At 56.5% G+C, this 24199-nt stretch carries 20 protein-coding genes and 2 tRNA genes; 4 read left to right on the forward strand and 18 right to left on the reverse strand.

Translation table 11 applies throughout. The features are described 5' to 3' along the window. Nucleotides 1-60: 60 nt before the first annotated feature. From HW273_RS07285 to HW273_RS07300, 4 genes are all read right to left on the reverse strand, one after another. Nucleotides 61-1809, reverse strand: coding sequence for a hypothetical protein (locus tag HW273_RS07285; protein WP_179011146.1), 1749 nt, complete (start codon nucleotides 1807-1809; stop codon nucleotides 61-63). Nucleotides 1810-1909: 100 nt separating this feature from the next. Further along, entirely contained in the window at nucleotides 1910-2257 is a 348-nt protein-coding gene (locus HW273_RS07290) for an arsenate reductase family protein (RefSeq protein WP_179011147.1), read from the reverse strand. A gap of 59 nt (nucleotides 2258-2316) precedes the next feature. Next, nucleotides 2317-3177 (reverse strand): bifunctional 5,10-methylenetetrahydrofolate dehydrogenase/5,10-methenyltetrahydrofolate cyclohydrolase, encoded by an 861-nt coding sequence (locus HW273_RS07295; protein WP_179011148.1) that lies wholly within the window; start codon nucleotides 3175-3177, stop codon nucleotides 2317-2319. Between the two features lie 9 nt (nucleotides 3178-3186). Beyond that, a complete protein-coding gene (locus HW273_RS07300; RefSeq protein ID WP_179011149.1) occupies nucleotides 3187-3837 on the reverse strand; it encodes a cyclodeaminase/cyclohydrolase family protein in 651 nt (216 codons plus the stop codon). A gap of 418 nt (nucleotides 3838-4255) precedes the next feature. Here HW273_RS07300 and HW273_RS07305 point away from each other — a divergent pair, with 418 nt between their 5' ends. The 3 genes from HW273_RS07305 to HW273_RS07315 all read left to right on the forward strand — a co-directional run bounded on the left by HW273_RS07305 (nucleotide 4256) and on the right by HW273_RS07315 (nucleotide 8111). Continuing rightward, nucleotides 4256-5374 (forward strand): ribonuclease H-like domain-containing protein, encoded by a 1119-nt coding sequence (locus tag HW273_RS07305; protein ID WP_179011150.1) that lies wholly within the window; start codon nucleotides 4256-4258, stop codon nucleotides 5372-5374. A gap of 397 nt (nucleotides 5375-5771) precedes the next feature. Next, entirely contained in the window at nucleotides 5772-6701 is a 930-nt protein-coding gene (locus HW273_RS07310; RefSeq protein WP_179011151.1) for a calcium/sodium antiporter, read from the forward strand. 123 nt (nucleotides 6702-6824) lie between these two features. Continuing rightward, the gene (locus HW273_RS07315) at nucleotides 6825-8111 is read left to right on the forward strand and encodes an O-acetylhomoserine aminocarboxypropyltransferase/cysteine synthase family protein (protein WP_179011152.1); all 1287 of its coding nucleotides are present in this window, start codon (nucleotides 6825-6827) and stop codon (nucleotides 8109-8111) included. A 116-nt stretch (nucleotides 8112-8227) separates the two neighbouring features. On the opposite strand, the gene HW273_RS07320 is transcribed toward HW273_RS07315, so the two are convergent. The 4 genes from HW273_RS07320 to HW273_RS07335 form a co-directional block, all read right to left on the reverse strand. Next, nucleotides 8228-9787, reverse strand: a complete 1560-nt coding sequence (locus HW273_RS07320; protein WP_179011153.1) for a PIN domain-containing protein — start codon at nucleotides 9785-9787, stop codon at nucleotides 8228-8230. Nucleotides 9788-9945: 158 nt separating this feature from the next. Next, nucleotides 9946-10029 (reverse strand) — tRNA-Ser (locus HW273_RS07325). Nucleotides 10030-10174: 145 nt separating this feature from the next. Next, nucleotides 10175-11371, reverse strand: a complete 1197-nt coding sequence (locus HW273_RS07330) for an MBL fold metallo-hydrolase (protein WP_179011154.1) — start codon at nucleotides 11369-11371, stop codon at nucleotides 10175-10177. 30 nt (nucleotides 11372-11401) lie between these two features. Continuing rightward, a complete protein-coding gene (locus HW273_RS07335; protein WP_179011155.1) occupies nucleotides 11402-12805 on the reverse strand; it encodes a CitMHS family transporter in 1404 nt (467 codons plus the stop codon). Between the two features lie 289 nt (nucleotides 12806-13094). Between HW273_RS07335 and HW273_RS07340 the strand changes: the two genes are divergently transcribed. Then, nucleotides 13095-13733, forward strand: a complete 639-nt coding sequence (locus HW273_RS07340) for an orotate phosphoribosyltransferase (RefSeq protein ID WP_179011156.1) — start codon at nucleotides 13095-13097, stop codon at nucleotides 13731-13733. A gap of 241 nt (nucleotides 13734-13974) precedes the next feature. Here the strand turns inward: HW273_RS07340 and HW273_RS07345 are convergent, their stop codons facing one another. The 10 genes from HW273_RS07345 to HW273_RS07390 all read right to left on the reverse strand — a co-directional run bounded on the left by HW273_RS07345 (nucleotide 13975) and on the right by HW273_RS07390 (nucleotide 24115). After that, nucleotides 13975-15519, reverse strand: a complete 1545-nt coding sequence (locus HW273_RS07345; protein WP_179012491.1) for a UDP-glucose--hexose-1-phosphate uridylyltransferase — start codon at nucleotides 15517-15519, stop codon at nucleotides 13975-13977. A gap of 9 nt (nucleotides 15520-15528) precedes the next feature. Continuing rightward, the gene (gene galE, locus HW273_RS07350) at nucleotides 15529-16548 is read right to left on the reverse strand and encodes a UDP-glucose 4-epimerase GalE (protein ID WP_179011157.1); all 1020 of its coding nucleotides are present in this window, start codon (nucleotides 16546-16548) and stop codon (nucleotides 15529-15531) included. Between the two features lie 20 nt (nucleotides 16549-16568). Continuing rightward, nucleotides 16569-17747 (reverse strand): galactokinase, encoded by a 1179-nt coding sequence (locus HW273_RS07355; protein ID WP_243206767.1) that lies wholly within the window; start codon nucleotides 17745-17747, stop codon nucleotides 16569-16571. Nucleotides 17748-17958: 211 nt separating this feature from the next. After that, nucleotides 17959-18696 carry a sce7726 family protein gene (locus tag HW273_RS07360; protein WP_179011158.1) on the reverse strand — a complete coding sequence of 246 codons (738 nt, stop codon included), beginning with the start codon at nucleotides 18694-18696 and terminating at the stop codon, nucleotides 17959-17961. Beyond that, nucleotides 18696-20312, reverse strand: a complete 1617-nt coding sequence (locus tag HW273_RS07365) for an SGNH/GDSL hydrolase family protein (RefSeq protein WP_179011159.1) — start codon at nucleotides 20310-20312, stop codon at nucleotides 18696-18698. The genes HW273_RS07360 and HW273_RS07365 overlap by 1 nt, the downstream gene beginning before the upstream one ends. A 43-nt stretch (nucleotides 20313-20355) precedes the next feature. Continuing rightward, the gene (locus tag HW273_RS07370; RefSeq protein ID WP_179011160.1) at nucleotides 20356-21420 is read right to left on the reverse strand and encodes a C40 family peptidase; all 1065 of its coding nucleotides are present in this window, start codon (nucleotides 21418-21420) and stop codon (nucleotides 20356-20358) included. Nucleotides 21421-21527: 107 nt separating this feature from the next. Then, nucleotides 21528-21770, reverse strand: a complete 243-nt coding sequence (locus tag HW273_RS07375) for a hypothetical protein (protein WP_179011161.1) — start codon at nucleotides 21768-21770, stop codon at nucleotides 21528-21530. A 476-nt stretch (nucleotides 21771-22246) separates the two neighbouring features. Further along, nucleotides 22247-22319, reverse strand: a tRNA-Thr gene (locus tag HW273_RS07380). A gap of 52 nt (nucleotides 22320-22371) precedes the next feature. Beyond that, the gene (locus HW273_RS07385; RefSeq protein WP_179011162.1) at nucleotides 22372-23169 is read right to left on the reverse strand and encodes an ABC transporter ATP-binding protein; all 798 of its coding nucleotides are present in this window, start codon (nucleotides 23167-23169) and stop codon (nucleotides 22372-22374) included. After that, nucleotides 23162-24115, reverse strand: a complete 954-nt coding sequence (locus HW273_RS07390; protein ID WP_179011163.1) for an ABC transporter permease — start codon at nucleotides 24113-24115, stop codon at nucleotides 23162-23164. The genes HW273_RS07385 and HW273_RS07390 overlap by 8 nt, the downstream gene beginning before the upstream one ends. Between the last annotated feature and the right edge of the window lie 84 nt (nucleotides 24116-24199).

Raw genomic sequence — 24199 nt, forward strand, 5'->3', positions numbered from 1 at the left:
GAGCGTCAAGCTGATTTGGGGATTTTCCGAGCCTTTTTTGCCGTTTTTCGATCGTCCCGCTTATCCGGCATACATGATTCCCTCGAAGATCTCACTTTCTTCTATTCCGTTTATGCAGCTTTCATCGTCATGATCCAGATAAATACGATAAATCGGCTTGGTGCCGTCCTTCTCCGGGATATATCCGTCTATGGTGCTGTAAAACTTCCAATCCTCCTCGCCGAATGCCTTCACATTCGCTTCCTCTATCTGCTGCATGTCTACCCAGCTCCTGCCGTCCGTCCGCATGAAACGCAGGTAGCTTCCGACAGCGGGTCTCCCGCCCTTCACTGCGCTGCCGAAATAATCCACTGTCTCACAGTCAAGAGACCCGACCAGCTTAACCACAGTATTTCCATAGAAGTCCATCCAATCCTCTGTCGCCTCCGGGCAGCCGTTCCTCCCAACCCTTACCCTCTGATATGCGATATGCGTTCCGAGGAGCTGCAGCGTATGTCCCATATAGAACTGCTCCGGATTATAGAACAGATCGCTGGTCACGCTGCCCTGATAACCCGTATCCGTAATCTGATACTCGTCCTTCTCTCTGCCAATCCAGCCATAAATTGCTTTCTCGCTGTTGTATTCCAGCGTCTTCAGATCCACCACATAGGTTTCCTTAAAGTCATTCTCGCCCTGCAATGTCAGATAAGCATAGTAACGTCCGTTATAGTATAGGACATAGCACTCCTTATCATATGCGGGAAACAGAAGCTCCAGACTCCGAGCTCCGAGCTCGAGACGGAGCCGGTCAAAGCCTCCCCATTCATTTCCATCCGAGAGCTCCGTCAGCCGCAGAAGCTCCCGCTCTCCGTCTCCGTCTGCATCGATCGCGACCGGATGCGTATCGGTACAGGGCAGCACATAACTCTCCGGCGTCTCCGTATAGTAGCTCCGGAAGAGCGTCGGTGCCTCCTCGAAGTAAATGCTGACTGTCTGTACAGAGGAAAGCGCCTCCAGCTCCTCCGGACGAAGGCTTAAGTGCAGCCCCTCGCTATCCAGCCCCCAGCAAAGCGTATCCTCATTTTTTTTCAAAAAATCCAAGAGTGCCGCGCCGCTTCGGATCGCTCCGGTCTCCTCCAGCTTCTTCGCCAGAAGAGAAAACAAAATTTCCTTCTTTGTTACCACGTCGGAGAGCGTCAGCTCTCTGCCGCTCCTTACATCAAGGTTCCGGATCTGCGTCGTTATAGAATCCGTCCCCCAGTCCCAGCCGCGCTTCTTTTCCGTCTCCTCCAATACACTGAGTACACGGCTGTCTCCCCGCAGGATCCTCGCGCTTCGGTCTGTATAGAGATAACAGTGCTCTCCGCTGTTCTGCCGGGCTTCGTCCCAAAGCGCCTTTTCTTCTCTGTCTAACGCCTGCTGCTCCTCTCTCTGGCAGCTCTCAAGCGCCGCAGCAAGCTCAGGATATGTCTCCTGTGCTTCTGCGGAGAGTCCGGCGGCGATACGGACGACGCTAACACTGTAGCTGTCTCCGCTGTGCCCGCGGCTGTACGCCTTTACCACGACGCCGGATAGCAGCTCCGAAGCAGCTTTCTCTATCTGCTCCGGCTTTTTCCCTTTTCCCGCATTCTTCCCGCTGTCTTCTGTTTTTCCCTCCTTTTTTGTACCGTTCCTTCCCTCGTTTTCTCCCTTTTCTTCCTTTTCTTCCTTACCGCTTCGCTCCTGTATGCCTCCGCTCCCCGCGGACTCTCCGCCCTTTGTCCTGCCGCAGCCGTTCAATGCCAGCGCCAGTACCAGCAGACCTATCACTGCCATGCTTCGTTTCATTGCCGACTCCTTCCCTTACTCAATATGCTTCCTGTACTCTTATACATTGTTTGCCGGAAATCCCGGCATAGATATCCGCTTTTTCGCTGCGTTTCTCCCCTTACAGCAGCTTCTCCCATTCTGCCTCACGGAAGCCCGGAACGATCCCCCTCTCCGTAATCAGGAGAGGGCGCTTCACGAGCATCCCGTCTGTGGCAAGCAGCCGGAGCTGCTCCTCCTCCGACATCTCCGGAAGCTTCTCTTTCAGTCCGAGCGCCTTGTAGATAAGCCCGCTGGTATTAAAAAAGCGCTTCAGCGGCAGCCCGCTCCTCTGATACCATTTCCGAAGCTCCTCATAGCTCGGGTTCTCCGCCTTGATATCCCGCGCCGTATACGACATGCCCCTCTCATCCAGCCATGCCTTCGCCCTCTTGCAGGTCGAGCATGGCGGATACTGTAAAAACAGCATTACTCCTCCTTTCTGCTTCCCGAAAGCTCCATATCCCACAGGTTTCTTCCAGACTTCGGTCAGTTCTCCTTCGCCCCGGTTCTCCGCTGTCTCTCCGCGGCGAGCACGAGGTGCTTCCCGAGCACGGCGGTCGTCACGATCCCCAATCCTCCCGGAACCGGCGTGATCGCCTCTGCCTTTGTTGCCATCGTATCATAATCACAGTCTCCGCAGAGTCTGCCCTTCGCGTCGCTGTGAATGCCGACATCTACCACGACTGCGCCCTCCCGGATATAGCCGGAGCCTACCTCCCTCGCTTTCCCGATCGCGACCACGAGGATATCCGCCTGTCGTGTAATCGTTTTCAGGTTTTCCGACTTTGAATGACAGATCGTCACTGTCGCGTTTTCTCCGAGCAGTAGCTGGGAAAGCGGCTTTCCGACTACCAGAGAGCGGCCGAGTATCACGACATGCTTCCCGGAAAGCGGGATCTCATATTCCTTCAATAGCTCCACGACCGCCTGCGCGGTGCAGGGCGCGAAAGCATGCTCCTCCCCGCGGAAAAGTCCGGCAAGATTCTCATTCGTGAGACCATCCAGATCCTTCTCCGGCTTCAGCCTGCGAATGACATAGCTCTCATCGATCTGTGCCGGAAGCGGACGCATCACGAGGATTCCCTGAATCTCCGGATCCTCATTCAGGAAGTCAAAGGTCTGTCGGAATTCCGCATCGGAAACAGTTTCGGGGAGCACATAGTCCTTTACCTCCAGCCCGAAATCCATGAAGCGCTTCTTTACACTCCTCTGGTAGGAGAGATCCGCCTCTCGCTCTCCCACGCGGAGAATCGCCAGCGCCGGCATTTCCCCGTTTCTTTTGCCCACAAAATCTAGGCACTCGTTTTTCAGACGCTCCGCGACCTGCTTTCCTCTCAGCTCCTTCATATCCCCTCCTTACGCTCCGCTGTTCTGTCCCTTTTTCAGCGCCTGCTCTACCCTTTCATAGATTCCACAGACCCTATGACTGCCGTCCTCCAGCAGCCGTCCGGCATACTTCTCATACTCCGCCGCTTTCTCCCTGTCCCTGAGCATCGCCGCATTGACATGAACGTTCATGATCGCGCCGCTGAGCGCCGTATGCAGAAACTGCACGCCGACGCCGATATCCGATATGGCAAGCCGGCTCCCGTGCTCCGCCAGCTCCTCCATATAGAGAAGAGCCTCGCAGACGCGCTCCATCATACGGATCGGCGGCTCACAGGCCGCGATGAGACAGCGTTCGAGCTCCGAACTGCGTGCCAGCCGCTCCGCCTCTGTCGTTTTCGGCAGGGCATAGGCTCTGGACAACGGGAGAAATGCCGCTTCATCCGCCCCGGAAAGCACGAGGAATGTCTCGCGCAGCTTCTCAAGCTTCTCCATGCAGTGCTCTAATTCCGCCGCGAAGCTCTCATACTTCTTTTTCCCGCGGGTCAGGTTCCCGACCATCAGTCCGAGGCTCACGCCGTAAGCACCCGCAAGCGCCGAAGCGCCGCCGCCGCCCGGTATCGCAGACTTTGACGAAAGCCGTTCCAGATATTCCCCGAATCTGCTCTCCCTGATTTCCATTCTTCCCCGCCTTTCCTGCTCCCGATGAGCTGTACAAAGGGTTTTGACTTCTTTTCCGATTCGCTGCGCGCGTTCTATCTCAGAAATCCACGGTCTGCACCCTCTGATTTCTGTGTCCATTCGCCGCTCGTCATAGACTTCCCCGAGCTGTGCCCGGAGCAGGCTATAACACAACTCTTCGAAATGCGGTCAGCTATGCTCCAAATCTGTTTGGGTCGTGCGCTGTTACCATTATATTATAGTTCCAGGGGCTTGGCAATTCTTCCGCTTTCCTGCCCTTTTCATTTCCCGCAGTCTCTACTATAATCAAAGGACAAGGCAGCGCAGCAGCGTGCAGGACCTATACGATTGGCGGCGCCGAAGCTTTCGGCATGGAGATTTACTCTGTAAGGTTTTTTATATAAGGATTTCTATATTTATGAAAATTTTTGAAAGAACATTTGATCCGGAGCTGAATTTCTCCCTCTCCGCACTGGGGATCGAAGCAGAGAATGCACTCTTCTTCGATATAGAGACGACCGGACTCAGCGCCTACAGGGCGAATCTCTACCTGATCGGTGTCGTATTCTATGAGCCGGAGCAGGAGGACTGGCATTTGCTTCAGTATTTCGCCGAATCCGCCGCAGATGAGCTCCCGATGCTGCATGCTTTCTTCGAACTGCTGCGCACAAGGAAGCAGCTCGTCAGCTTTAACGGAGAGGGCTTCGACATTCCCTTCCTGAAGGCAATGTGTACGCAATACGGTCTCCCTCAGCCCTTCGATTCTGTCGAGAGCTTCGATATTTTCCGCTTGCTTCGTCCCGGAAAATCCCTGCTCCGCCTCCCCAGCTACCGATTGAAAAGCTGTGAACGCTTCCTCGGGATCGAGCGGGAGGATCGTTTCGACGGCGGGGAGCTGATCCTCCTCTATCAGGCATATCTCCGGGATCGGGATCCGGAGAAGCTCCGTACCCTGCTCCTGCATAACGCCGAGGATCTCGAGAATCTCCCCCGCATCCTCCCGATCCTGAGCTACAGCTTCATCCGCTCCGCTCCCGCGCTTCTCCGGCACAAGGATCTGATTCCGCTTCCGACCGGAGACGGCGTCTGCCTGGATCTCCTCTATGAGAGTGAGATTTCCCTGCCCCGCCCCGTCGATCTGGATACTGCCGAGCTGAAGAAGAGCGGCTTCCTGCCGAATACCGTACTCCTGAATATCACAGGCAGGGAGATCAATCTCTCTGTCCGGCTCTATGAGGGCGAGCTGAAATACTTTCACGCAGACTATAAGAACTACTACTATCTGCCTGCGGAGGATACCGCTGTCCATTGCTCCCTCGCCGAGTTTGTGGACAGCCGTTCCCGGGAAAGGGCAAGCGCAAAAACCGCTTATCAAAGACGGTGCGGGCTTTTTCTCCCGGAGCTGAGTCCCGTCTTCACTCCGGTTTTTCTCCGGGAATATAAGGACAAAGCACTCTTCGCCGAATGGAGAGACAGCCTTTTCACCGAGGAGACGCAGGCACTCCGTTATCTTCGGGATTTTTTCAGTCTGCTATAAGGTAATACGCCCGTTGACACATAACTTTTTCGATGCCTCCATGCTTCCTTACGTGCGCCGTCCCTGCATGGCAGTGCATCCCTCCGGAAATTCCCTCAAAAAAATCAGAGGGAGAGGTCGGAGGAAAGGTCAGGGAAAATCGCTGAAAAGATGACAGAAAGGAATGCTTGACAGCGCAGCGGCGATCTGCTATCCTTTTCTCACTCTGATAAAAGGGAGTAGCTGACGCGCAGGCGTTTGTAATTCCGTCAATACGATTGCTACAGCAATCCGGATTTATGACCAAGCAGCGAGACTTTTGTTGTAGAATCTACAACGGAAGTCTCGTTTTTTCTGTTTCCGGTTCAAGACCGAAGCGGCAGGCTTCCCTCCCACACACAGCTTCAGGAGGTATCATATGGAGATCGTACTTTCACTTTTCATTCTGCTCGCAGGCTTCGTCTTGCTCGTCAAGGGTGCGGACTGGTTCGTAGAGGGCGCCGCCGGCATCGCGGGCAGATTCGGCATCCCGCAGCTTGTCATCGGGCTTACGATCGTCGCCATGGGCACCTCCCTTCCGGAGGCGGCTGTCAGCATCACCTCTGCCCTCTCCGGCGCCGCCGGCATCACAGTGGGAAATGTCGTCGGCAGCAATATCCTGAACATCCTGCTGATCCTCGGCATCACCTCCCTGATCCTTCCGATTCCGGTGCAGAGATCCACCGTCCGGATCGAGATCCCGCTGATGATCGCCGTTACGATCGTCTTCCTGCTCTCCGGTCTGGATCATAAAATCCGCCGCTGGGAAGGACTTCTGTACTGGCTGATCTTCCTCGGCTACCTCGCCTATCTCTTTCGCATAGCGAAAAAATGCGAAGAGAAAGAAGAGCCGGTCGCACGGCTTCCGCTCTGGCTGCAGCTTCTGATGCTGACCGGCGGCGGTGCCGTCATTATCGCCGGCAGTAATCTCGCCGTCAAAGGCGCCACGGAGATCGCACGCTTTCTCGGCGTCAGCGAACGGTTCATCGGACTGACTGTCGTCGCGCTCGGCACCTCGCTTCCGGAGCTCGTGACCTCCGTCATTGCTGCACGGAAGGGCAATGCCGACATCGCGATCGGCAATATCGTCGGCAGCAACATTTTCAATATCCTCTTCGTTGCCGGCACCTCCGCAATGATCATCCCGGTTCTCTTCCAGCCCGCATTCGTGGCAGACTCCGTCGTCGCGATCGCAGCGGCGGTTCTGCTCTGGCTCTGCGTCCTGAAGGATCACAAGCTTACGCGCAGCGGCGGCATTCTGATGCTGCTCTCCTACGCCGCATACTTCATCTACCTCTGCGTGAAATAAATACCCGCGCCGAGCTCTGGTGGAAAGCACTGTCATAGTATAAAGGATTTCTCTTTCTATTTTTTTTACTTTGAGTTATACTTATCCTCGAAGCTATAATTTATGATTATGAAGGAGCGCAAAATGAATAAATACGGCATTGGCACAAAGGCGGTACAGGCAGGCTACCGTCCCGGAAACGGAGAGCCCCGGCAGATCCCGATTATCCAGTCCACAACCTTCAAATATGAGAGCAGTGAGGAAATGGGAAAGCTCTTCGACCTTGAAGCCTCCGGCTACTTCTATACGAGACTGCAGAACCCGACCAACGACTATGTAGCAGCGAAGATTGCGGCCCTCGAGGGCGGCAAGGCGGCAATGCTGACCTCCTCGGGACAGGCGGCGAATTTCTTCGCACTCTTCAATATCTGCGAGTGCGGCTCTCATATCGTTGCATCCTCCTCCATCTACGGCGGAACCTTCAATCTCCTCTCCGTCACGATGAAGAAAATGGGGATCTCCGTGAGCTTCGTCAGTCCGGACTGCAGCGAAGAGGAGCTCGCCGCCGCCTTCCGTGAAAATACCAGAGCGGTATTCGGAGAAACGATCGCGAATCCCGCGCTCACTGTGCTGGATATCGAGAAATTCGCGCGTGCCGCCCATGCGCATGCCGTTCCGCTCGTCGTGGACAATACCTTCCCGACCCCGATCCACTGCCGTCCGATCGAATGGGGCGCAGACATCGTCACCCACTCGACAACCAAATATATGGACGGACACGGTGCGAGCCTCGGCGGTGTCATCGTGGACGGCGGCAGCTTCAATTGGACTGCGCATGCGGAGAAGTTTCCGGGGCTCTGCACACCGGACGAGTCCTACCATGGAATCACCTATGCAGAGAAATTCGGCAGAGAGGGTGCTTTCATCACGAAATGCACCGCACAGCTCATGCGTGATTTCGGCTCGATGCAGTCTCCCCAGAATGCCTTCCTGCTGAATCTCGGTCTGGAATCTCTGCATGTCCGGATGCCGCGTCATGCGGAAAACGGGCAGGCTGTCGCCGAATTCCTTTCCGTACAGCCGGAGGTAGAATCCGTGAGCTATCCGGGACTGCCCTCCGATCCCTATCACAGTCTCGCTGAAAAGTATATGCCGAGGGGAGGCTGCGGTGTCGTATCCTTCTGCTTAAGAGGCGGCCGCGCGGCTGCGGCGAAGTTCATGGACAGCCTGCAGCTCGCGGCGATCGAGACGCATGTCGCTGACGCCAGAACCTGCTGCCTGAATCCGGCGGGCACCACGCACCGGCAGCTGACAGAGAAGCAGCTGCAGGAAGCAGGGATCCCGGCAGGACTGATCCGCTACTCCTGCGGTCTCGAGGACAAGGAGGATCTGATCGCGGATCTCCGACAGGCGCTTGCCGCACTCTCCTGAGGAGAAGCGCTCCGGCATTTTATTCCTTTCAGGGTTTTCCATAGTTTTCCATAGGAGAGGAAAAGACGTGGCGTGTGCCGCGTCTTTTCCGTTTCACTCTATTCTGTTCTGCCTCTTCACTCTGCCTTCTCCTCCGCCTTCTTCGCGGCGGGCTTCCGTCCGCGTCGCTTCGGCTTCGTCTCTGCTTCGTCGCCCTCCTTCTTCACAGCAGCTTTTTTCTCTGCTGTTTTCTTCTCGTCGGACTTATTTTCGTCAGGCTTCTTCTCTTCCTTCTTTTCCTCCGCCTTCTTTGCGGCAGGCTTCCGTCCGCGCCGCTTCGGCTTCACTTCTTCGGGAGCCTCCGCTTCCCCTTCGCCGCTCTCCGGAGCCTCTTCTGTCTTCTCCGCCGCGCGCTCTGTCTCCGTCTCAGACGGGGCGAGCTTCTCCTCTGCCTTCTTCGCGGCAGTCTTTCTGCGTCGGCGCTTCGGCTTTTTCTCTGTCTCTACTGCATCTTCCGAAGATGCTGCGCTTTCCGCTGTGGATACACTGTCCTCTATGGCTGCATTTCCCTCTGCTGCGGGAAGCGACTCTCCTGCGGTCTCCCGAGAAGCCGTCTCTGCTTCTGTCCTCACTTCTGTCGAGATCGATACGGCAGACATAGCTTCAGGCTGTGACTCTGCAGCAGCGGACGCTGCATCCGACTCCGGCTCTGCCGAAAGCTCTCCCTCCTCGGCATCCGCACCGAACTCTGCAGCCGCCCGCTCTCCGGCAGGTTTTCTTCTTCTGCGGCGTCTCTTCTTGTGCGCAGGCTTCTCCTCCTCCGCACTGAGCGGCTCGGAGCTGCCCCCCTGCTCCGGGGCTGCCGTTTCTTCTGCTTCCTCCACAGGCTCTCCGCCGACCTGCTTCATCGTCCGCGTCACAGGATCATATACATAGGAAATCGCTGCTTCGTTCCTCTTCGCGGGAGACTTCAGAGCAGGAGATGCCGTCTTCTCCGCCGATGCCGGAGCCGCCGCAGGCTCTTCGGATCTCTCCGTCTTCTCTGCCGGTATTTCTCTATGCGGTTTTTCCGACTCTGCCTTCCGCACCGTCTGCCTCTCCTCCGGCTCCGGCTTCACCGGCTCTGTCTCCTCCGGCTTCGAAAGCGAAAGCGGATTCGGCAGAAGCTCAATCGGCTCCAGATTCCGGTTCGTATCGAAGTCGAGGCGTCTCCGGTTCCCACGACTCAGCGTCGGGCGGGTCGGCACCCTGTTCATCGTCTCGAACGCCTGCGTGATCTGCACCTTCTGGTAGCGCTCCTTGGCACTCCGGATACGCTCGTCGTCATTCTGCACAGAATGCAGGAAGCACTCCTCGATCGTTTCTCCGAGCAGGATCTCCGCGCCGCGCAGGCTGTGCCAGAAATCCCGCACCGCGGCATAGCCCTTGTCCTTGGAGACGATGCAGATCTTCTCACCAGACTCCAGGTACATCCCTGTCGTCGAAGCAATGTACATATCCAGCGCGTTGCTGTGCTGCTTCAGAAGCTTCACCATTTTTACATTGACGCTCCGTCTCTTCAGGTCGTCAACCATCCCTCGCGGGAGGGCGGAATTTTCATCACTGTAGTACACTACCAGAGTATCCCTCTCATTCAGATACTCATACCCATCGAAGCCGCTCTGATGGGTGTTCTCAAAATCAACCAATACAATCACTTACATTTCCTCACTTTATCAGACTATCCGATACCGCCCGCGCTTTCTCACGGGGACGCGGCACCAAACTGTCTTTTATTATATAATACTGTTTTCCATATCACAACCACCGATTGCCCTGTAAAATAAAAAAGACCCGATAATTTCTCGGGTCTTCGCGACGAGGATGGGACTTGAACCCACAATCCGCAGAACGGACACCAACTTTCCAGGCTGGCCGACTACCATTATCACACCTCGTCAAACAACTTCATAAATATAGCAAAGAATTCGGAAGCCGTCAAGGACTTGTTTGAAAACTTCCACCGCTAAAATTCTGTTTTTGCACACTATTTACATATCCCTGTTGTCTCCCTTGAGAACCAATTGCTCTGTAACCGTGTCCTGCTACCGTACAGGCAACTCCCGCCGCAGGCTCCAATACAGGATGCCGTCCCGCTCCTTTCGCGTGATGAAATCAATCCCGTACAGGTATTCCAGTATACTGAAGGTTTTCGTCAGGGTCATCTTGTATTTGAAAAAATCAGCTCCGCCCGAAGGCTCCTCCTCCACATGGTAGCAGAGCTCCATGAGCTCCCGAACCGTCCGCTCTCCCTCCTTCCGGTGCATCGTCCGAAGGAGATCTGCCGCCTGCTTCGCTGCCCCGTCGCGACTCCTCTCCTGCTCGACGCGCTCTTCCTCCGCGAGCAGCTCCTTCACCCGGCTGCACTTCTCCAGATAGGAGAAGACGCTCCGATCCACCGCATCCCGAAGCGCCGCCCCGCCGCAGATCGTATCCCCGTGCGCGGGGAGCACCGTCCAGCCCTCCGTACATCTCCGCTTGACATATTCCAGCGAATCGAAGAAGCTCTGGAGCAATGCTTCGTCCGGATAGGTCGTCGCTACGATCGGTGTGACGCCGTTGATCAGCTGATCCGCGGAAAAGAAGAGCTGCTTCTCTTCGTCCATCAGTCCCAGCTGTCCGTAGGTATGCCCCCGCAGCGGAATCGCACGGAAATGATAATCGCTGTAGCGGAAGCGATCTCCCCTCCGCACCGCGGTATAGGGGAAGGAGGTGATGGCAAGCACCAGCCCGTTCTGCTTCTCTGCCTCTGCGCTCACCCGCTCGAAGCTCGCCCAGAGCGCAGGCGTCTCCTCCCTTGTCACCCCGACATAGCGAAGCACCCTCCGCTGCGCCTCTGCCGTCTCTCCCGTCGGACGATAGGTGATGCAGTCATAGGGATGCCGTTCCTCCTCAGGATTCATATAGAGCCGCGCGCCTCTCCTCGCGAAGTCCCCGGCGAGCCCACAGTGGTCGTGATGCCGGTGCGTGAGGAAGATATCCAGCTGCGAAACCGGGATGGACAGCGCCGCGAGCGCCTCCTCCAGCTGTCTGCGGCAGCTCTCCTGATGAAATCCGGTATCGACCATCAGGCTTCGTTCTCCCGTCCTTCCCGGGATCAGAAAAATGTTGATCTCACTCACGCCCTGCTCCACCGTCGCATTGTGCAGTACCGTTTTATAGATTCCCGGAAAAACCTCTGTCAGCATTGCCCTGCCCTCCCTGTGATACGGCATAATGGGGAGACGCCTGCGTCTCCCCATCTGTAGATTATATCCTATAAATTCAAGTATTTACAATGGCAGAATGCCGAAAATAACCGCCACGATCATGCAAAGGATCGAGAAGCCCCAGACATAGAGGAAGGAATTCTTGATATGATCCTTGATGTCGACCTCTGCGAGTCCCACGCCGAGGAGCGTCGCCGGCACCATCGGGCTGATAAAGGTTGCGCAGTTGCGGCAGACCACCATTGCGACAGCGATCGGCAATGCCTCTACGCCGAAGCCCGCGCCGATCGCGATAACGACCGGAAGCATACCGTAGAAGTAGCTGTCGGTGTCAAACGCAAGTGCCAGAGGAACGGAAAGCACACCGATCACAAGCGGCAGATGCTGTCCGAGGAACTGCGGCAGAATCAGCTTCACCATCTCCGCCATGCAGGTCACGACAGACGCGATCTGGATCTCAACGCCCGGCTTCGCGATCACTGCCTTGCCATCCACGTTGAAGCCGTATACGAGGATCCCCATCAGCACCGCAGCTCCCATCAGCGTTGAGCACATCATCAGCGCCGGACCCGCATGGAGATTGATGATCTTCTTCTGCATCTTGACGGAGGAGCCGTAATTCACGAGGATCGCGATGGCAACACCCAGCATGAACGGATAGTAGCTCGGGAACTGATCCCATACGAGAAGCGCAATCACCGCTATCGTGAGCACGAAATTGAACCAGAAAAGCTTCGGACGCGCAAGCTCGTTCGCCTGCTCCTTCGCGCTCTCATCGAGAACGACCTCCCCCTCTGTCTCCGCGAGCTTGCCGTTCAGTCCGGCGCCTCTCGCCTTCTCCTGCATACCGGTCACCACCGCATGTCCCAGACTGAGCAGGATACCGAAGATCTGGATCGGGATCAGTGTGCCCCAGAGCTTGCCTGCCTCCATGCCGAGCACGGATGCGGCTCTCATCGTCGGGCCTGCCCACGGCATCAGGTTCATGACACCCATAGAAAGTACGGTGATGCGAAGCAAAGAGGTCGGCTTCATGTGCATCTTCTTATACACCGGCAGCATGGACGGAACGACGATCAGGAAGGTCGAAGCGCCGCCGCCATCCAGATGTCCGATGATGGCAATGATGGAGGTCATCACGCAGACACCGATCACGCTGTTGCCGATGAGCCCCATCAGCTTACCGATCACGACATCGAAGAGTCCGGCATCGGTCATGATCCCAAAGTACAGAACGGAGAAGACGAAGAGCGCCGCGGTAGCGCCTGTGCTTCCGAAGCCGCCCTTGACCAGCGCGCCGATCTGCTCGATCGAGTAATAGCCGCAGGCTACCAGGATCAGTCCGAGAACGGTAGGAAATGCGATAAACGCAATACTCGGAATGGTCTTGCTCTTAAAGAGCGTAATGACCATGGCTATAATCATCACATAGCCCAGGGTGCCGACAAGTAATGTTGTTGAATCCATAAATCCCCCTTTGTATTCTGAAATTTATAGTGAATTATTGTACAGTCAGAATAACACACTCCCATCATTTTGTACAAGATGTATACAGTAATATCGGTGCAGTTATTTACAATAGTAAGTATAGGATATGCCTATAGCTTTTATCATAGCTTCGATATAGCCTTTTTCCTATATGCCATATAATTTAAGTGGTTTTTTCTTTTTATTATATTTTTGCGGCAGAAAAATGTTTTTAATTCTTCTTATTTTTGCTATACTATAAACAGCAAGAAATAGAAGGAGGCAGCCTATGGATAAGCAGTATACGAAGATCACCAGCTCCGGAGTCAGCGCGCCGCTGAAGGTACGGCGCGGACATTTCGCAACCAACCATGCACACACAAATTATTTTCTGGATGTCACGACGCTGAAAACGCGGGCAAGCGAGGCGCACGATATCGCCAGTGCGCTCTCCAGTATGTATCTCTACGGAACCGTCATTGACACGATCGTCTGTGTCGAGGGAACCGAGGTCATCGGCGCTTACCTCGCGGAGGAGCTCACAGAGAGCGGCTTCCTCAATACCAATGCCCACAAGACCATCTATGTGGTGACGCCGGAATACAACTCCAATTCGCAGGTCATCTTCCGCGACAATCTCCGTCACGCCGTCGAGGGAAAGCATGTCCTGATTCTGGGCGGCACGATCTGTACCGGGAAGACCGTGAACCGCATCATGGAGGCGATTCTCTACTACGGAGGTACCCTCGCAGGGATCTCCGCGATCTTCTCCTCCCTCTCCCAGATCCACGGGATGCCGGTGCTCTCCGTCTTCGGGCGGAAGGATCTGCCGGATTACAGCTTCGCGGAATACCATGAATGCCCGCTCTGCAAGGCAGGGCAGCGGCTAGACGGACTGGTCAACGCCTTCGGCGTCTCTCTTTTATAGCAGACGGGAGAAATGCTGTTTTGCAGCAGACTGTGGAAACGCCGATTCCCCTGCCGAATCCTTCGGCGCCAAGGGAGGGAATGCCATAAAAACACGCGGAACGCCGCTATTTCATAAGCATGGAAATGATGAAATGCAGCGAAGGAAGGGCAGCGGGATATCCCGCTGCCCTTCCTTCGCTGCATGCTGCGCCAGCTCCTCCGGCACTCTGCCCTTTCTGTTCCTGCTGACCCTTCCTGCCCTACAGGCTCGCGGTAAAGCGGTCAAATGCCGCCTGTCCCTCCGCAGTCCGCTTGAAGACACCGGCATCCTCCAGCACTCGCAGGAAAACTCTGCCGATCTCTGCTCGCAGGATTTCCTCGATATTCTCCTCTGTAAATGCCGGACAGCGCCGCGAAAATTCCCGCACCCATTCCGCGTGCTTCCCAAGCACAGGGTCTCCTTCGATCTCCCGCCCCGAAAGGAGTGCAGCGCGGAGCAGCGCCATCTCCTCCCGAAGCCGCGCCGGAAGCACCGCGAGTCCCATCACCTCGATCAGACCGATATTTTCCTTCTTGATATGGTGAAGCTCCGCGTGCGGGTGGAAAACGCCCAGCGGGTGCTCCTCTGTCGTGATATTGTTCCGGAGCACGAGATCGAGCTGGAACCGATCCCCTGCCCTCCTGGCGATCGGGGTAATAGTGGAGTGCGGGACGCCATCTGTCTCCGCGAAGACAAAGGCGGTCTCATCCGTATAGGCCCTCCAGCATGCGAGGATATGCCCCGCCAGGGCGGCGAGCCGCCGGCTGTCCTCTCCGGACAGCCGGATCACCGACATCGGCCATTTCACGATACCTGCCGTGATGTCCTCGAAGCCCCGTACCGTGAAAAAGCGTTCCACCGGCGCTTCTGCCATCGCGAAGCGGTAATGCCCTCCCTGGAAATGCTCATGCGAGAGTATCGAGCCGCCTACAATCGGGAGATCGGCATTCGAGCCAACGAAGTAATGCGGGAAAAGGCTCACGAAATCAAAGAGCTTCCGGAAGGCCGCCTCATCGATCTTCATCGGCGTGTGCTTCTGATTGAAGACGATGCAGTGCTCGTTGTAGTAAACATAGGGAGAATACTGGAAGCCCCAGTTCTCATCCTGTATCCGGATCGGCAGGATCCGGTGATTCTCTCTCGCCGGATAGTCCGCTCTGCCGCTGTAGCCCTCGCATTCCCGGCAGAGCTGGCATTTCGGATAGCCGGACTGCTTCGCCCTGCCCGCTGCCGCGATCGCCTTCGGATCCTTCTCCGGCTTGCTCAGGTTGATCGTGATATCCAGCGCGCCGTATTCCGTCTCGGTCTTCCACTTGAGATCCCGTCTTATACGGTAGCGGCGGATATAGTCCGTATCCTGGCTGAAGCGGTAGTAGGCGTCGGTCGCCCGCTCCCTGTCCTCCCGGTACAGCTCTGTGATCCGCCGGATCAGCTCCGACGGGCGTGGGGTCAGCAGTCCCATCAGCTTCGTATCGAAGAGGTCTCGGAACACGACAGAGTCGCCCTCCGTGCGTCCCTCCCTGACCGCATAGTCTGTGAGCGCCCGCAGTGTCTCCTCCAGATATTCGCCGCTTTCGACCGCTTCCTCCGGAATCTGTTTCTGCTCCTCCCTGATTTCCTCCTCCGTGAGCGCCGTCTCTGTGAGCCGGAGCTCGCAGAGCACGGAATTGATCGCCCAGCGGACATCGCTCTCCTCAAGCAAGGCAGTTTTCCGCGCATAGGCGATCAGCCTCTTTATACTTTCATCTGTCTGCGTCATTTCCATCATCCTATCTCACGAATTGTAGCCGTTCGGATTCTTCGACTGCCAGTTCCAGCTGTCCCTGCACATATCCTCGAGATCGTACTGCGCCCTCCAGCCGAGCTCCCGCTCCGCTTTTTCCGAGCTGGAATAGCAGACTGCGACATCCCCCGCACGTCGCGGACGGATCACATAGGGCAGCTTCTTCCCGCATGCCTTCTCAAAGGCATGGATCACCTCCAGTACGGAGCAGCCTCTTCCGGTACCGAGATTGCAGAGGAAGACGCCGTCCTTCTTCGCGAGGCGCTCGATCGCCCTGACATGCCCCCTCGCGAGATCAACAACATGAATATAGTCCCGTATCCCGGTGCCGTCCGGCGTATCGTAGTCGTCGCCGAAGACGCTGATCTCCGTGAGCTTTCCGACCGCGACCTGCGCCACGTAGGGCAGGAGATTGTTCGGGATTCCCTTCGGATCCTCGCCGATCCGTCCCGACGGATGCGCGCCGATCGGATTGAAGTAGCGGAGCAGGATCACATTCCATTCCGGATCCGCCGTATGAATGTCCGTCAGGATCTGCTCCTGCATCCACTTCGTCCAGCCGTAGGGATTCGTGCAAGTCCCCTTCGGACAGCTCTCTGTGATCGGGATCTCCGCCGGATCGCCATAGACCGTCGCAGAGGAGGAAAAAATGATGTTTTTGCAGCCGTGCTCCCGCATCACGGAAACAAGGTTCAGCGTTCCGCCGATATTGGTCTCATAATACTCTACCGGCTTGTGCACCGACTCTCCGACTGCCTTGAGCCCCGCGAAATGGATCACGGCGGAAATATCCGGATTCTCATCGAATACCTGTTCCATGCCCTTCCGATCCAGCATATCGGTTTTGTAGAACCGCAGCCTCTTCCCGCTGATCTCCTCAATGCGCTGCACTGCCTTTTCGCTGGAATTGTAGAGATTGTCGAGAATGACGACCTCATATCCCTCCTGCAAAAGCTCTACCGAGGTGTGGCTCCCGATATATCCGGCGCCGCCCGTAACCAGAATTTTCATAATCTCTCCTTTCCGATGTCTCAGAGCTTCGCCGGTCCGTCGCCGACGGAAACCGCATAGAAGCTGCAGTCGTAGCCGATCTCCTGCCGATACTTCTCTGCCACGATCTCACGGAAGCGTGCGACTGCGTCCTCCTGTACGATGGATACCGTACAGCCGCCGAAGCCGCCGCCCGTCATACGGGAGCCGAGCACGCCAGGCACCGTCCACGCGGTCTCCGCCAGCACATCGAGCTCCCGGCAGGAAACCTCGTAATCGTCCCGCAGGGAAATGTGGGACTGGTTCATCAGCTCGCCGAAGCGCGCAAGCTCTCCCGCCTTGAGCGCCTCTACCGCACGAAGCGTACGGTTGTTCTCATAAACAGCGTGCTTCGCTCTGCGGCGTACCACCGGATCTTGAATGACTGCGGCATAATGATCGAAGTCCGCATCCGAAAGCTCGCCGAGCGTCCGGATCCGGCAGACCGTCTGAAGCGCTCGGAGCGCTTCCTCTGACTCTCTCCGTCTGTCGTTATAGGCCGATCCGACGAGCTTGTGCTTCTTGTTCGTATTGGTCACAATCAGCTCCATGCCCTGCAGCACCACCGGTGCATATTCGAACCGCAGCGTCGCGGTGTCGAGGAAGATCGCATGATCCCTCTTTCCCATGGCACTGGCAAATTGATCCATGATCCCGCAGTTCATGCCGTTGTAATGATTCTCGCTGTACTGTCCGATCAGCGCGAGCTCCTGATTCGTAAGCGTGAATCCGTAGAGATCCCGAAGCAGGAAGCCGGTCAGCACCTCGAGAGAGGCGCTTGAGGAGAGACCGGAGCCGTTCGGAATATTCCCGTTAATGACGAGATCCAGCCCGCAGGGGAGCGTCATCCCACGCTCTGCGAACGTCCAGATGACCCCCTTCGGATATGCCGTCCACGAATCCTCATGGAGCGGTACGAAGGAGTCGAGATCCGACTCGATCACGCCCTGCGAAGCAAGGTTTACAGAATAGAAGCGGAGCTTCCGATCCGCCCGTTTCCGCGCTGCCGCATAGGTTCCGATCGTCAGCGCACAGGGGAAAACATGCCCTCCGTTGTAGTCTGTATGCTCTCCGATCAGATTTACCCTTCCCGGCGCAAAGTAGCAGGACACGCCCTCCGTGTCTCCGAATACCTCGCGGAAGCCCTGTAATGTCTTTTCCTTCATCTCCGATACCGCCATAGCCTGTCCTCCAAAGTTCTCTTTATGCGCCGCGAAGGGCATCGCGTGATGCTGCTTTTATAAAGCCCCTTCTCCGGCTGCAAGCAATATTTCCAGGATCGCTCCATCGCTCTGAATAATCATATAAAAAAAGAGGATTCTTTACAATGCAAGAATCCTCATAAAATCTTCAAAATTCTTTGATCCGCGAAGGAAGCCGTTCGAAAGCCGTTCATTTCCCTCTTCGTCCGCGTACAACTCTGGAAACCAGCAGCTCCGGCTCCCTTCTCCGCCGCTTTCCCGATTTCGATTTCCGCGGGAGTACGCCGCCTCTTTTTCCCGGCTCCCTCGAAAGTGTCTCGAGGCGATAGCGCTCGATCTCCCCTCCGATCTTCGTATAATCCCGCTCGAAGAGCTCCGCACTCATCTCCCTTCGCAGTATCGGATAGTCCACATAACTGGCGATCTTCTCCAGAAGCCGCTTCTTGCCGAGCCGTTTGTATTCCGGCATCCCGTTCCGCTCCTGAATGCGCCGAAGCTCCGGTCTCCAGAGCAGACTGAGCTTCCTTTGCGGCTCTACATTGGGATTGTCAGCAGGCTCCCGCAGCAGATAGAAGTCCGGCGTTTTCCGGGACGGAAGGACTGCTCCCTCTGCGGCATTCACTGCCTCCTCGACGCTGATGATGCCCCAATGCGCGGGGACATGCTCCGCGATATGCCCTGCATGGCTGCTGCCTACGACGACATAGTTCCGATCGAAAAAACGCTCATAGTCCCAAACCTGTCCGGACAGCCTCGCATAACTGTCCCTGTCGCTCTTGATCTCGATCCCGTAGAAGCTGTCCTCCGTCACCATCACGATATCGGCACGCGAGCTACCCATGATCTTTTCCTCGAGCATCCGGCATTTTCCGTATTTTTCCTCCAGAAAATCGAAGAGCGGCTCCCTGATATCCCTGTCGTACAGCATCAGTTTCCTCCTGCCTCCTGCGGCTCCGCCACCGGAACCAGCCCCTGTGCGGGACCGGCTGTCTCTCTGCTCTCCGGGATATGCGTCCCGACTGTCGGCCCTGCGGCCGTTTCCGGAACCGTCTCTGCCTCCGGAACCGTCTCTGCCGTCGTACTCTCCGATACCGTCGTGCTCTCCGGCGCCGCGGGTGTCTCCGTCTCCTGTCTATGCCCCTCTGTCTCTCGTCTCCTCTCCCCGTTTTCCCTGCGGGACTCCGAAGTTTCCCGCGTACCCGATTCCTCTCGGATTTCCGACGTAGTTTCCGTATTCTCCGCACTCTCCGGCTCCCCGGGTGCGGTGCCCTCCGGCTCCGGCGCAGTCTCCACCCGTTTCTCCGGAACCGGCAGTGCGGTATAGTCTGCGCTGCCCTCCATGAAGCCCAGATTGCCGAAAAGGATCAATCCGGAGAAGGTCTCCGCCTGCTCCTTCGTGCCGAAGGTGACGGACAGGTAATCGGTCACATTCGCATTGTTCCGGATGATCTCTACTCTCCGGAGCCGTGACTTCTCTCCGGCCTCCGCTCCCTCTGTCTCGAAATCGCTGTATACCCTGCTGAGCCCTCCGAAGAGCTGCCCGTCTATCGAAACGTTGACATCATTCTGTCCCTTCAGGAAGCTGTAATCCAGCGCGACGACACCGCCGCTTTCTGCACCGATCCTCCGGAGCGCCTCTATGGAGATCTGCCAGTCTGTCTCACTGATTCGCGTGAACCGCTCCCGCGGAATATAGGAATACCGGTCAAAAACCGCAGCCGCAGCATTCTCCAGCTCCGGAAGCGCTTCATCGATCTCTGTCCCGGCAGATACCGCCACAGCAAGCTGTTCGAGTATCCAGTCGGCATAGAGCCGCTGTCCCTCCGCCGTAAGCGCAAGGGGAAACGCGCCGCCCGCGAGCGCGGGATAGTCTTCACCGGAAACTGCAAATGCTTCCGCCATACTGATCGTCTGCCCATGGTAGCGCTCCGTGAGGTCCCGTGTCAGCGTCGCCAGCTCGTCGGCACTCCCCTCGGGTGCAGTCACTGCCGCACTCTCGATCAGAGAAAGAATGGCGGTCTGCGGCAGACGGAGCTTCAGGCTCCGGAGCAGTGCCTCATAGTACAGCGGGAACACGAAGGGATCCTCATAATAGCCCATGCAGAGGAGCACCGCATCCGCAGTCTCTCCGCTTCCGAGCTGCTGCTGCAAAAGTACATAATGCATCAGGGTATCATATACGCCGAAAAGCGAGAAATTCTGAAGCTCTACCTGAGAGCCGTAACGCTCCCGCAGGCCATCGGCAAGCTGTCCCGTCCAGCTCTCCAGCCCGGAAAGCCTGTCATAGGCAGTTTCATCCCCGAAAACCCAGATCTTCACCGGCTGCCCGCTCCGAAGCTTCTGATAGAAGCCCTTCGCCTCTGTCCTCTGCGTCTCCCCCGCCGTCTCCTCTGCCGCGCTGCCGCTCTCCGTATGCCGTGCTGCATTGAACGCATCACGTGTCCGAACCGTCTGAAAGGCATAAAGCAAAGCGAGGAGCAGAAATAGAATTCCTGCCCCCGCCGCAATGCCGTACCGAAATATAATTTTCCTTCTCTGCTCCATACTCCCCCATGCGATAGCCGAATACCTGTTGAACAAAACGGAGCTAATTCGCGAATCTCCCGTAGCCATACGGCTTCGCATAGAACGCGTCATGCTCCCGCACATAATCGCCGCTGTGCGTACTGTGTACCAGCGTCCCGTCTCCGGAATAGATCCCCACATGGTAGATCGTGGACGGGGAAGAGCCATAGAAAATCAAGTCGCCTGCCCGCAGATCCTCCACAGAGATCTTCTCCGCCGCTGCATACTGTGAGCGGGAATCTCTCGGGATCGAGATTCCGAAATGCCGGAAAACCTGCTGTGTGAAGCCGGAGCAGTCCGCGCCGGTCTCCAGCGATTCCCCCGCGGTCGCGTAGCGCAGCCTGCCGATGAAGCTTCTGGCATAGTTCACGAGCTCTGTCGCCGCCGTGCGCGGCATACTGTCAGAGCTGCTGCCCACTACACCTCCGAACGCCTCTGCCGAACGCCGTACGCTGCTTCCCGCTCCCGGTGCTGTGCCGAGTGTTACCCCCGGAGCCGTCGTGATAGAAATCACCGCCGTTCCGCCGGAGCCCGGTCCTCCATAGCTCTCCGCTTCAGATATGCCGTCTGCCTTCTCCGCAGCACTCCGGAAGCTCCTCAGACTGCTCAGGTCAACCGAGATCTCCACCGCTTCCTTTCCTGCGTCCCCCTTGGAGAAACCTGTCTCCGGATCCTCTGCCTCCCACTCTGTGCCGAGCTCCAGATCCGAGCCGAGATCAATCACGCCTGTGCTGTTCTCATTCACCCCGTTTGTCTGCACATTTCCCTCTGACACGCTCCGGGTCTGCACCGCACCGCTACTGTCTACCCATGCCCCGCTGCCGTCCACCCTGCTGCCGCTGACCGAAGAAGAGGTCACAAGCCAGCCATCCGCGTCGAAATAGTAGCACTCCGCAATACCGTCGGAATCGCCGTCAATCCAGACCCACTCCCGTTTCGGATAGCTCCCGTCCAGATTATTGTACCACCATTTTTTGCTGTCTCTGCCCTTTCCCTGCTGCCACTGTCCGGCATATCCCGCCGCTGCCGAGGCAAGGCTCAATGCCGCTGCCATAAGGCACAGCAGGTATCTTCTGTAGATTCTCATATGCTGTCCTCTTCATTCTGTGCTGACTACAGTTTACTCTCTCTATGTATCTTCCCGCAAGACGAAATCCAATATCGTAAAGTTTTCGTAGAAATCTTAAGATTCTGTCAAAGCAGCTCGAAGCGGCGGAGCAGCAGCCGCTGCAGAATAAGCAGCAGGGAAAGCGCGAGAATACGGAAGCCGCTTCGCTGTATACTCCTGTCCTTCGCCTCGAAGCCGCGCACGAGCCGCATAAGCGCATAAATCAGCAGCACAACTCCCGCGACATAGAAAAGTAAATCAAAAAAATCCAAAGGGTTAACCGTCCGGAGCCTCTGCAGCAGCTCCCTGCGGATGTCCAGATTCTCCATCGCATTCTCCTCTATAGAAAACATTCCCGCTTGGCTGTTTTCTGTTAAACACGGCGCCTGCTCTCCCCGCGCTTTGCCTTTCACCGCTTTCTGTATAAGCGCTTCTTCGAAGCTCCCGCATCGCGAACAGGAATTCACACCCCCGCGCTACTCACGTACCGCTTCGTGCTCATTCCTGTTGCCCTGTCAGATGCCGGAACATCCGCTCGTGTAAACACAGCGTCTGTTCCGGCGCCTGCTCTCCCCGCGCTTTGCCTTTCACCGCTTTCTGTATAAGCTTACGCGCTGCTCCGCTTCTTCGAAGCTCCCGCATCGCGAACAGGAATTCACACTCCCGCGCTACTCACGTACCGCTTCGTGCTCATTCCTGTTGCCCTGTCAGATGCCGGAACATCCGCTCGTGTAAACACGGCGTCTGTTCCGGCGCCTGACAGGAGCTTATACAGAAAAGAACCGTCGGACATATCGACGGTTCCAGCCACAAACCAGACTCGAACTGGTGACCTTCTGATTACGAATCAGATGCACTACCGACTGTGCTATTGTGGCAACTTGGAAACTATACCATAGTTTCCGGGCAAATGCAAGAGTAAGGCATAAATTATTTCGCCAGCATCATGCGGTCGTTGGAAAAGGCGCCGCCGGATGCCTCCTCAAATTTCCGGAGCAGATCCTCTACCCGGAGCCTCTTTTTCTCTTCTCCCGCCACATCATAAATGATCCTGCCATTGTCCATCATAATCAGGCGGTTGCCGATCGTGATCGCATCGTGCATATTGTGAGTGACCATCATTGCCGTCAGCTGCTCCTCCTCCACGATCTCCCGGGTCAGGCTGAGCACCTTGGAGGCAGTCTTCGGATCCAGCGCCGCCGTATGCTCGTCAAGAAGCAGGAGCTGCGGACGCCGAAGCGTCGCCATCAGAAGCGTCAGCGCCTGCCGCTGTCCGCCCGACAGGAGCCCTACCTTCGAGCTCATCCGTGCCTGCAGCCCGAGCCCGAGCCGCTCCAGCGCATCCTTATAGAATTCCCGCTCCCGCCTTGTGACCGCCCAGCGAAGCCTGCGCCGCTCCCCTCTCCGGAAGGCAAGTGCCATATTCTCCTCGATCTGCATATCCGCCGCCGTGCCCTTCATCGGATCCTGAAAGACGCGCCCGATGTACTTCGCACGCAGATGCTCCGGCATTTTGGTGATGTTTTTCTCATTGATCTCGATGATGCCGGAATCCACCGGATATGCGCCGGCGATCATATTGAGAAGTGTAGATTTGCCCGCGCCGTTTCCGCCGATAATGGTCACGAAATCTCCATCCTGCAGCGTAAGGTCTATACCCTGCAGCGCCCTTTTTTCATTGACAGTGCCGATATTGAAGGTCTTCCGGACATTTTTGATTTTAAGCATGCGGCTCATCCTCCTTCTTCTCTGCCTCTGCCCTGTCGGAAACGCTTTCCCGGTACGCCCTCTTCGCTTTCCACTTCTCTGCCGCGACCGGAATGCAGAGCGCCGCCGCGACAATCAGCGCCGAGAGCAGCTTCATATCGTTCGGCTTCATGCCGAGGCGGAGCACGATCGCGCGAATCGCGAAATAGATCACGCAGCCTGCAGCCGAGGCAAGGAGCTTCAGTCCGAAATTCCGCACCCGTCCGAAAAGCACTTCTCCGATCACGATCGCCGCGAGCCCGATCACGATCGCACCCGTTCCCATTCCGACGTCGGCATACTTCGTAGACTGGCAGATCAGCGCGCCGGACAGTCCGACCAATACATTGGCGAGGATGAGTCCGAGCAGCTTCGAGGCGTTCGTGTTCACACCGAGCGCCCGGATCATCGCCTCGTTGTTTCCGGTTGCACGGAGCGCCGAGCCAAGCTCCGTCCCGAAGAACCAGTACATCAGTCCCACAATCAGAATAACCATAATAACACCGACGATCAGCGATGCCTGCGACTGGGTCAGCGCAAACCTGTCCGCCCAGAAGGTAATAATTGACGCGATCTTATTGACAGACTGATTCGATTTGTCCTCCATGATCCGGAGGTTAATGGACCAAAGCGAGATCTGCGTCAGGATCCCCGCGAGAATCGCCGGAATCCCGAAAAAGGTATGCAGGATGCCGGTCACCGCACCCGCGATGCCCCCGGCAGCTGCACCGGCAAGCGCAGCAAGGATCGGATCTGTGCCTGCGAGCAGCAGCATCGCACAGACGCAGCCGCCGAGTGCGAAGGAACCGTCAGTCGTCATATCCGGAATGTCCAGAATCTTGAAGCTGATGTATACGCCGAGCACCATCAGTGCCCAGATCAGCCCCTGTGAAGCCGCCCCCAGAAGGGATGCCAGTAAACCGTTCATTTTTCTCCTCATATGTCATTGACATGCAGCTTTTCCCGTTTCCCCATCGATCAGAAAAGCCCCTGTCATAGGAAGAGGGCGGCA

The organism is Oribacterium sp. oral taxon 102 (assembly GCF_013394775.1).
Classification (GTDB): Bacteria; Bacillota; Clostridia; order Lachnospirales; family Lachnospiraceae; genus Oribacterium.

Bases quoted from the DNA above. Each gene is read 5' to 3' on its own strand.
- HW273_RS07285 (WP_179011146.1), bottom strand. From the start codon at position 1,809: ATGAAACGAAGCATGGCAGTGATAGGTCTGCTGGTACTGGCGCTGGCA.
- HW273_RS07290 (WP_179011147.1), bottom strand. From the start codon at position 2,257: ATGCTGTTTTTACAGTATCCGCCATGCTCGACCTGCAAGAGGGCGAAG.
- HW273_RS07295 (WP_179011148.1), bottom strand. From the start codon at position 3,177: ATGAAGGAGCTGAGAGGAAAGCAGGTCGCGGAGCGTCTGAAAAACGAG.
- HW273_RS07300 (WP_179011149.1), bottom strand. From the start codon at position 3,837: ATGGAAATCAGGGAGAGCAGATTCGGGGAATATCTGGAACGGCTTTCG.
- HW273_RS07305 (WP_179011150.1), top strand. From the start codon at position 4,256: ATGAAAATTTTTGAAAGAACATTTGATCCGGAGCTGAATTTCTCCCTC.
- HW273_RS07310 (WP_179011151.1), top strand. From the start codon at position 5,772: ATGGAGATCGTACTTTCACTTTTCATTCTGCTCGCAGGCTTCGTCTTG.
- HW273_RS07315 (WP_179011152.1), top strand. From the start codon at position 6,825: ATGAATAAATACGGCATTGGCACAAAGGCGGTACAGGCAGGCTACCGT.
- HW273_RS07330 (WP_179011154.1), bottom strand. From the start codon at position 11,371: ATGGGGAGACGCAGGCGTCTCCCCATTATGCCGTATCACAGGGAGGGC.
- HW273_RS07335 (WP_179011155.1), bottom strand. From the start codon at position 12,805: ATGGATTCAACAACATTACTTGTCGGCACCCTGGGCTATGTGATGATT.
- HW273_RS07340 (WP_179011156.1), top strand. From the start codon at position 13,095: ATGGATAAGCAGTATACGAAGATCACCAGCTCCGGAGTCAGCGCGCCG.
- HW273_RS07345 (WP_179012491.1), bottom strand. From the start codon at position 15,519: ATGGAAATGACGCAGACAGATGAAAGTATAAAGAGGCTGATCGCCTAT.
- galE (WP_179011157.1), bottom strand. From the start codon at position 16,548: ATGAAAATTCTGGTTACGGGCGGCGCCGGATATATCGGGAGCCACACC.
- HW273_RS07355 (WP_243206767.1), bottom strand. From the start codon at position 17,747: ATGGCGGTATCGGAGATGAAGGAAAAGACATTACAGGGCTTCCGCGAG.
- HW273_RS07360 (WP_179011158.1), bottom strand. From the start codon at position 18,696: ATGCTGTACGACAGGGATATCAGGGAGCCGCTCTTCGATTTTCTGGAG.
- HW273_RS07365 (WP_179011159.1), bottom strand. From the start codon at position 20,312: ATGGAGCAGAGAAGGAAAATTATATTTCGGTACGGCATTGCGGCGGGG.
- HW273_RS07370 (WP_179011160.1), bottom strand. From the start codon at position 21,420: ATGAGAATCTACAGAAGATACCTGCTGTGCCTTATGGCAGCGGCATTG.
- HW273_RS07375 (WP_179011161.1), bottom strand. From the start codon at position 21,770: ATGGAGAATCTGGACATCCGCAGGGAGCTGCTGCAGAGGCTCCGGACG.
- HW273_RS07385 (WP_179011162.1), bottom strand. From the start codon at position 23,169: ATGCTTAAAATCAAAAATGTCCGGAAGACCTTCAATATCGGCACTGTC.
- HW273_RS07390 (WP_179011163.1), bottom strand. From the start codon at position 24,115: ATGAACGGTTTACTGGCATCCCTTCTGGGGGCGGCTTCACAGGGGCTG.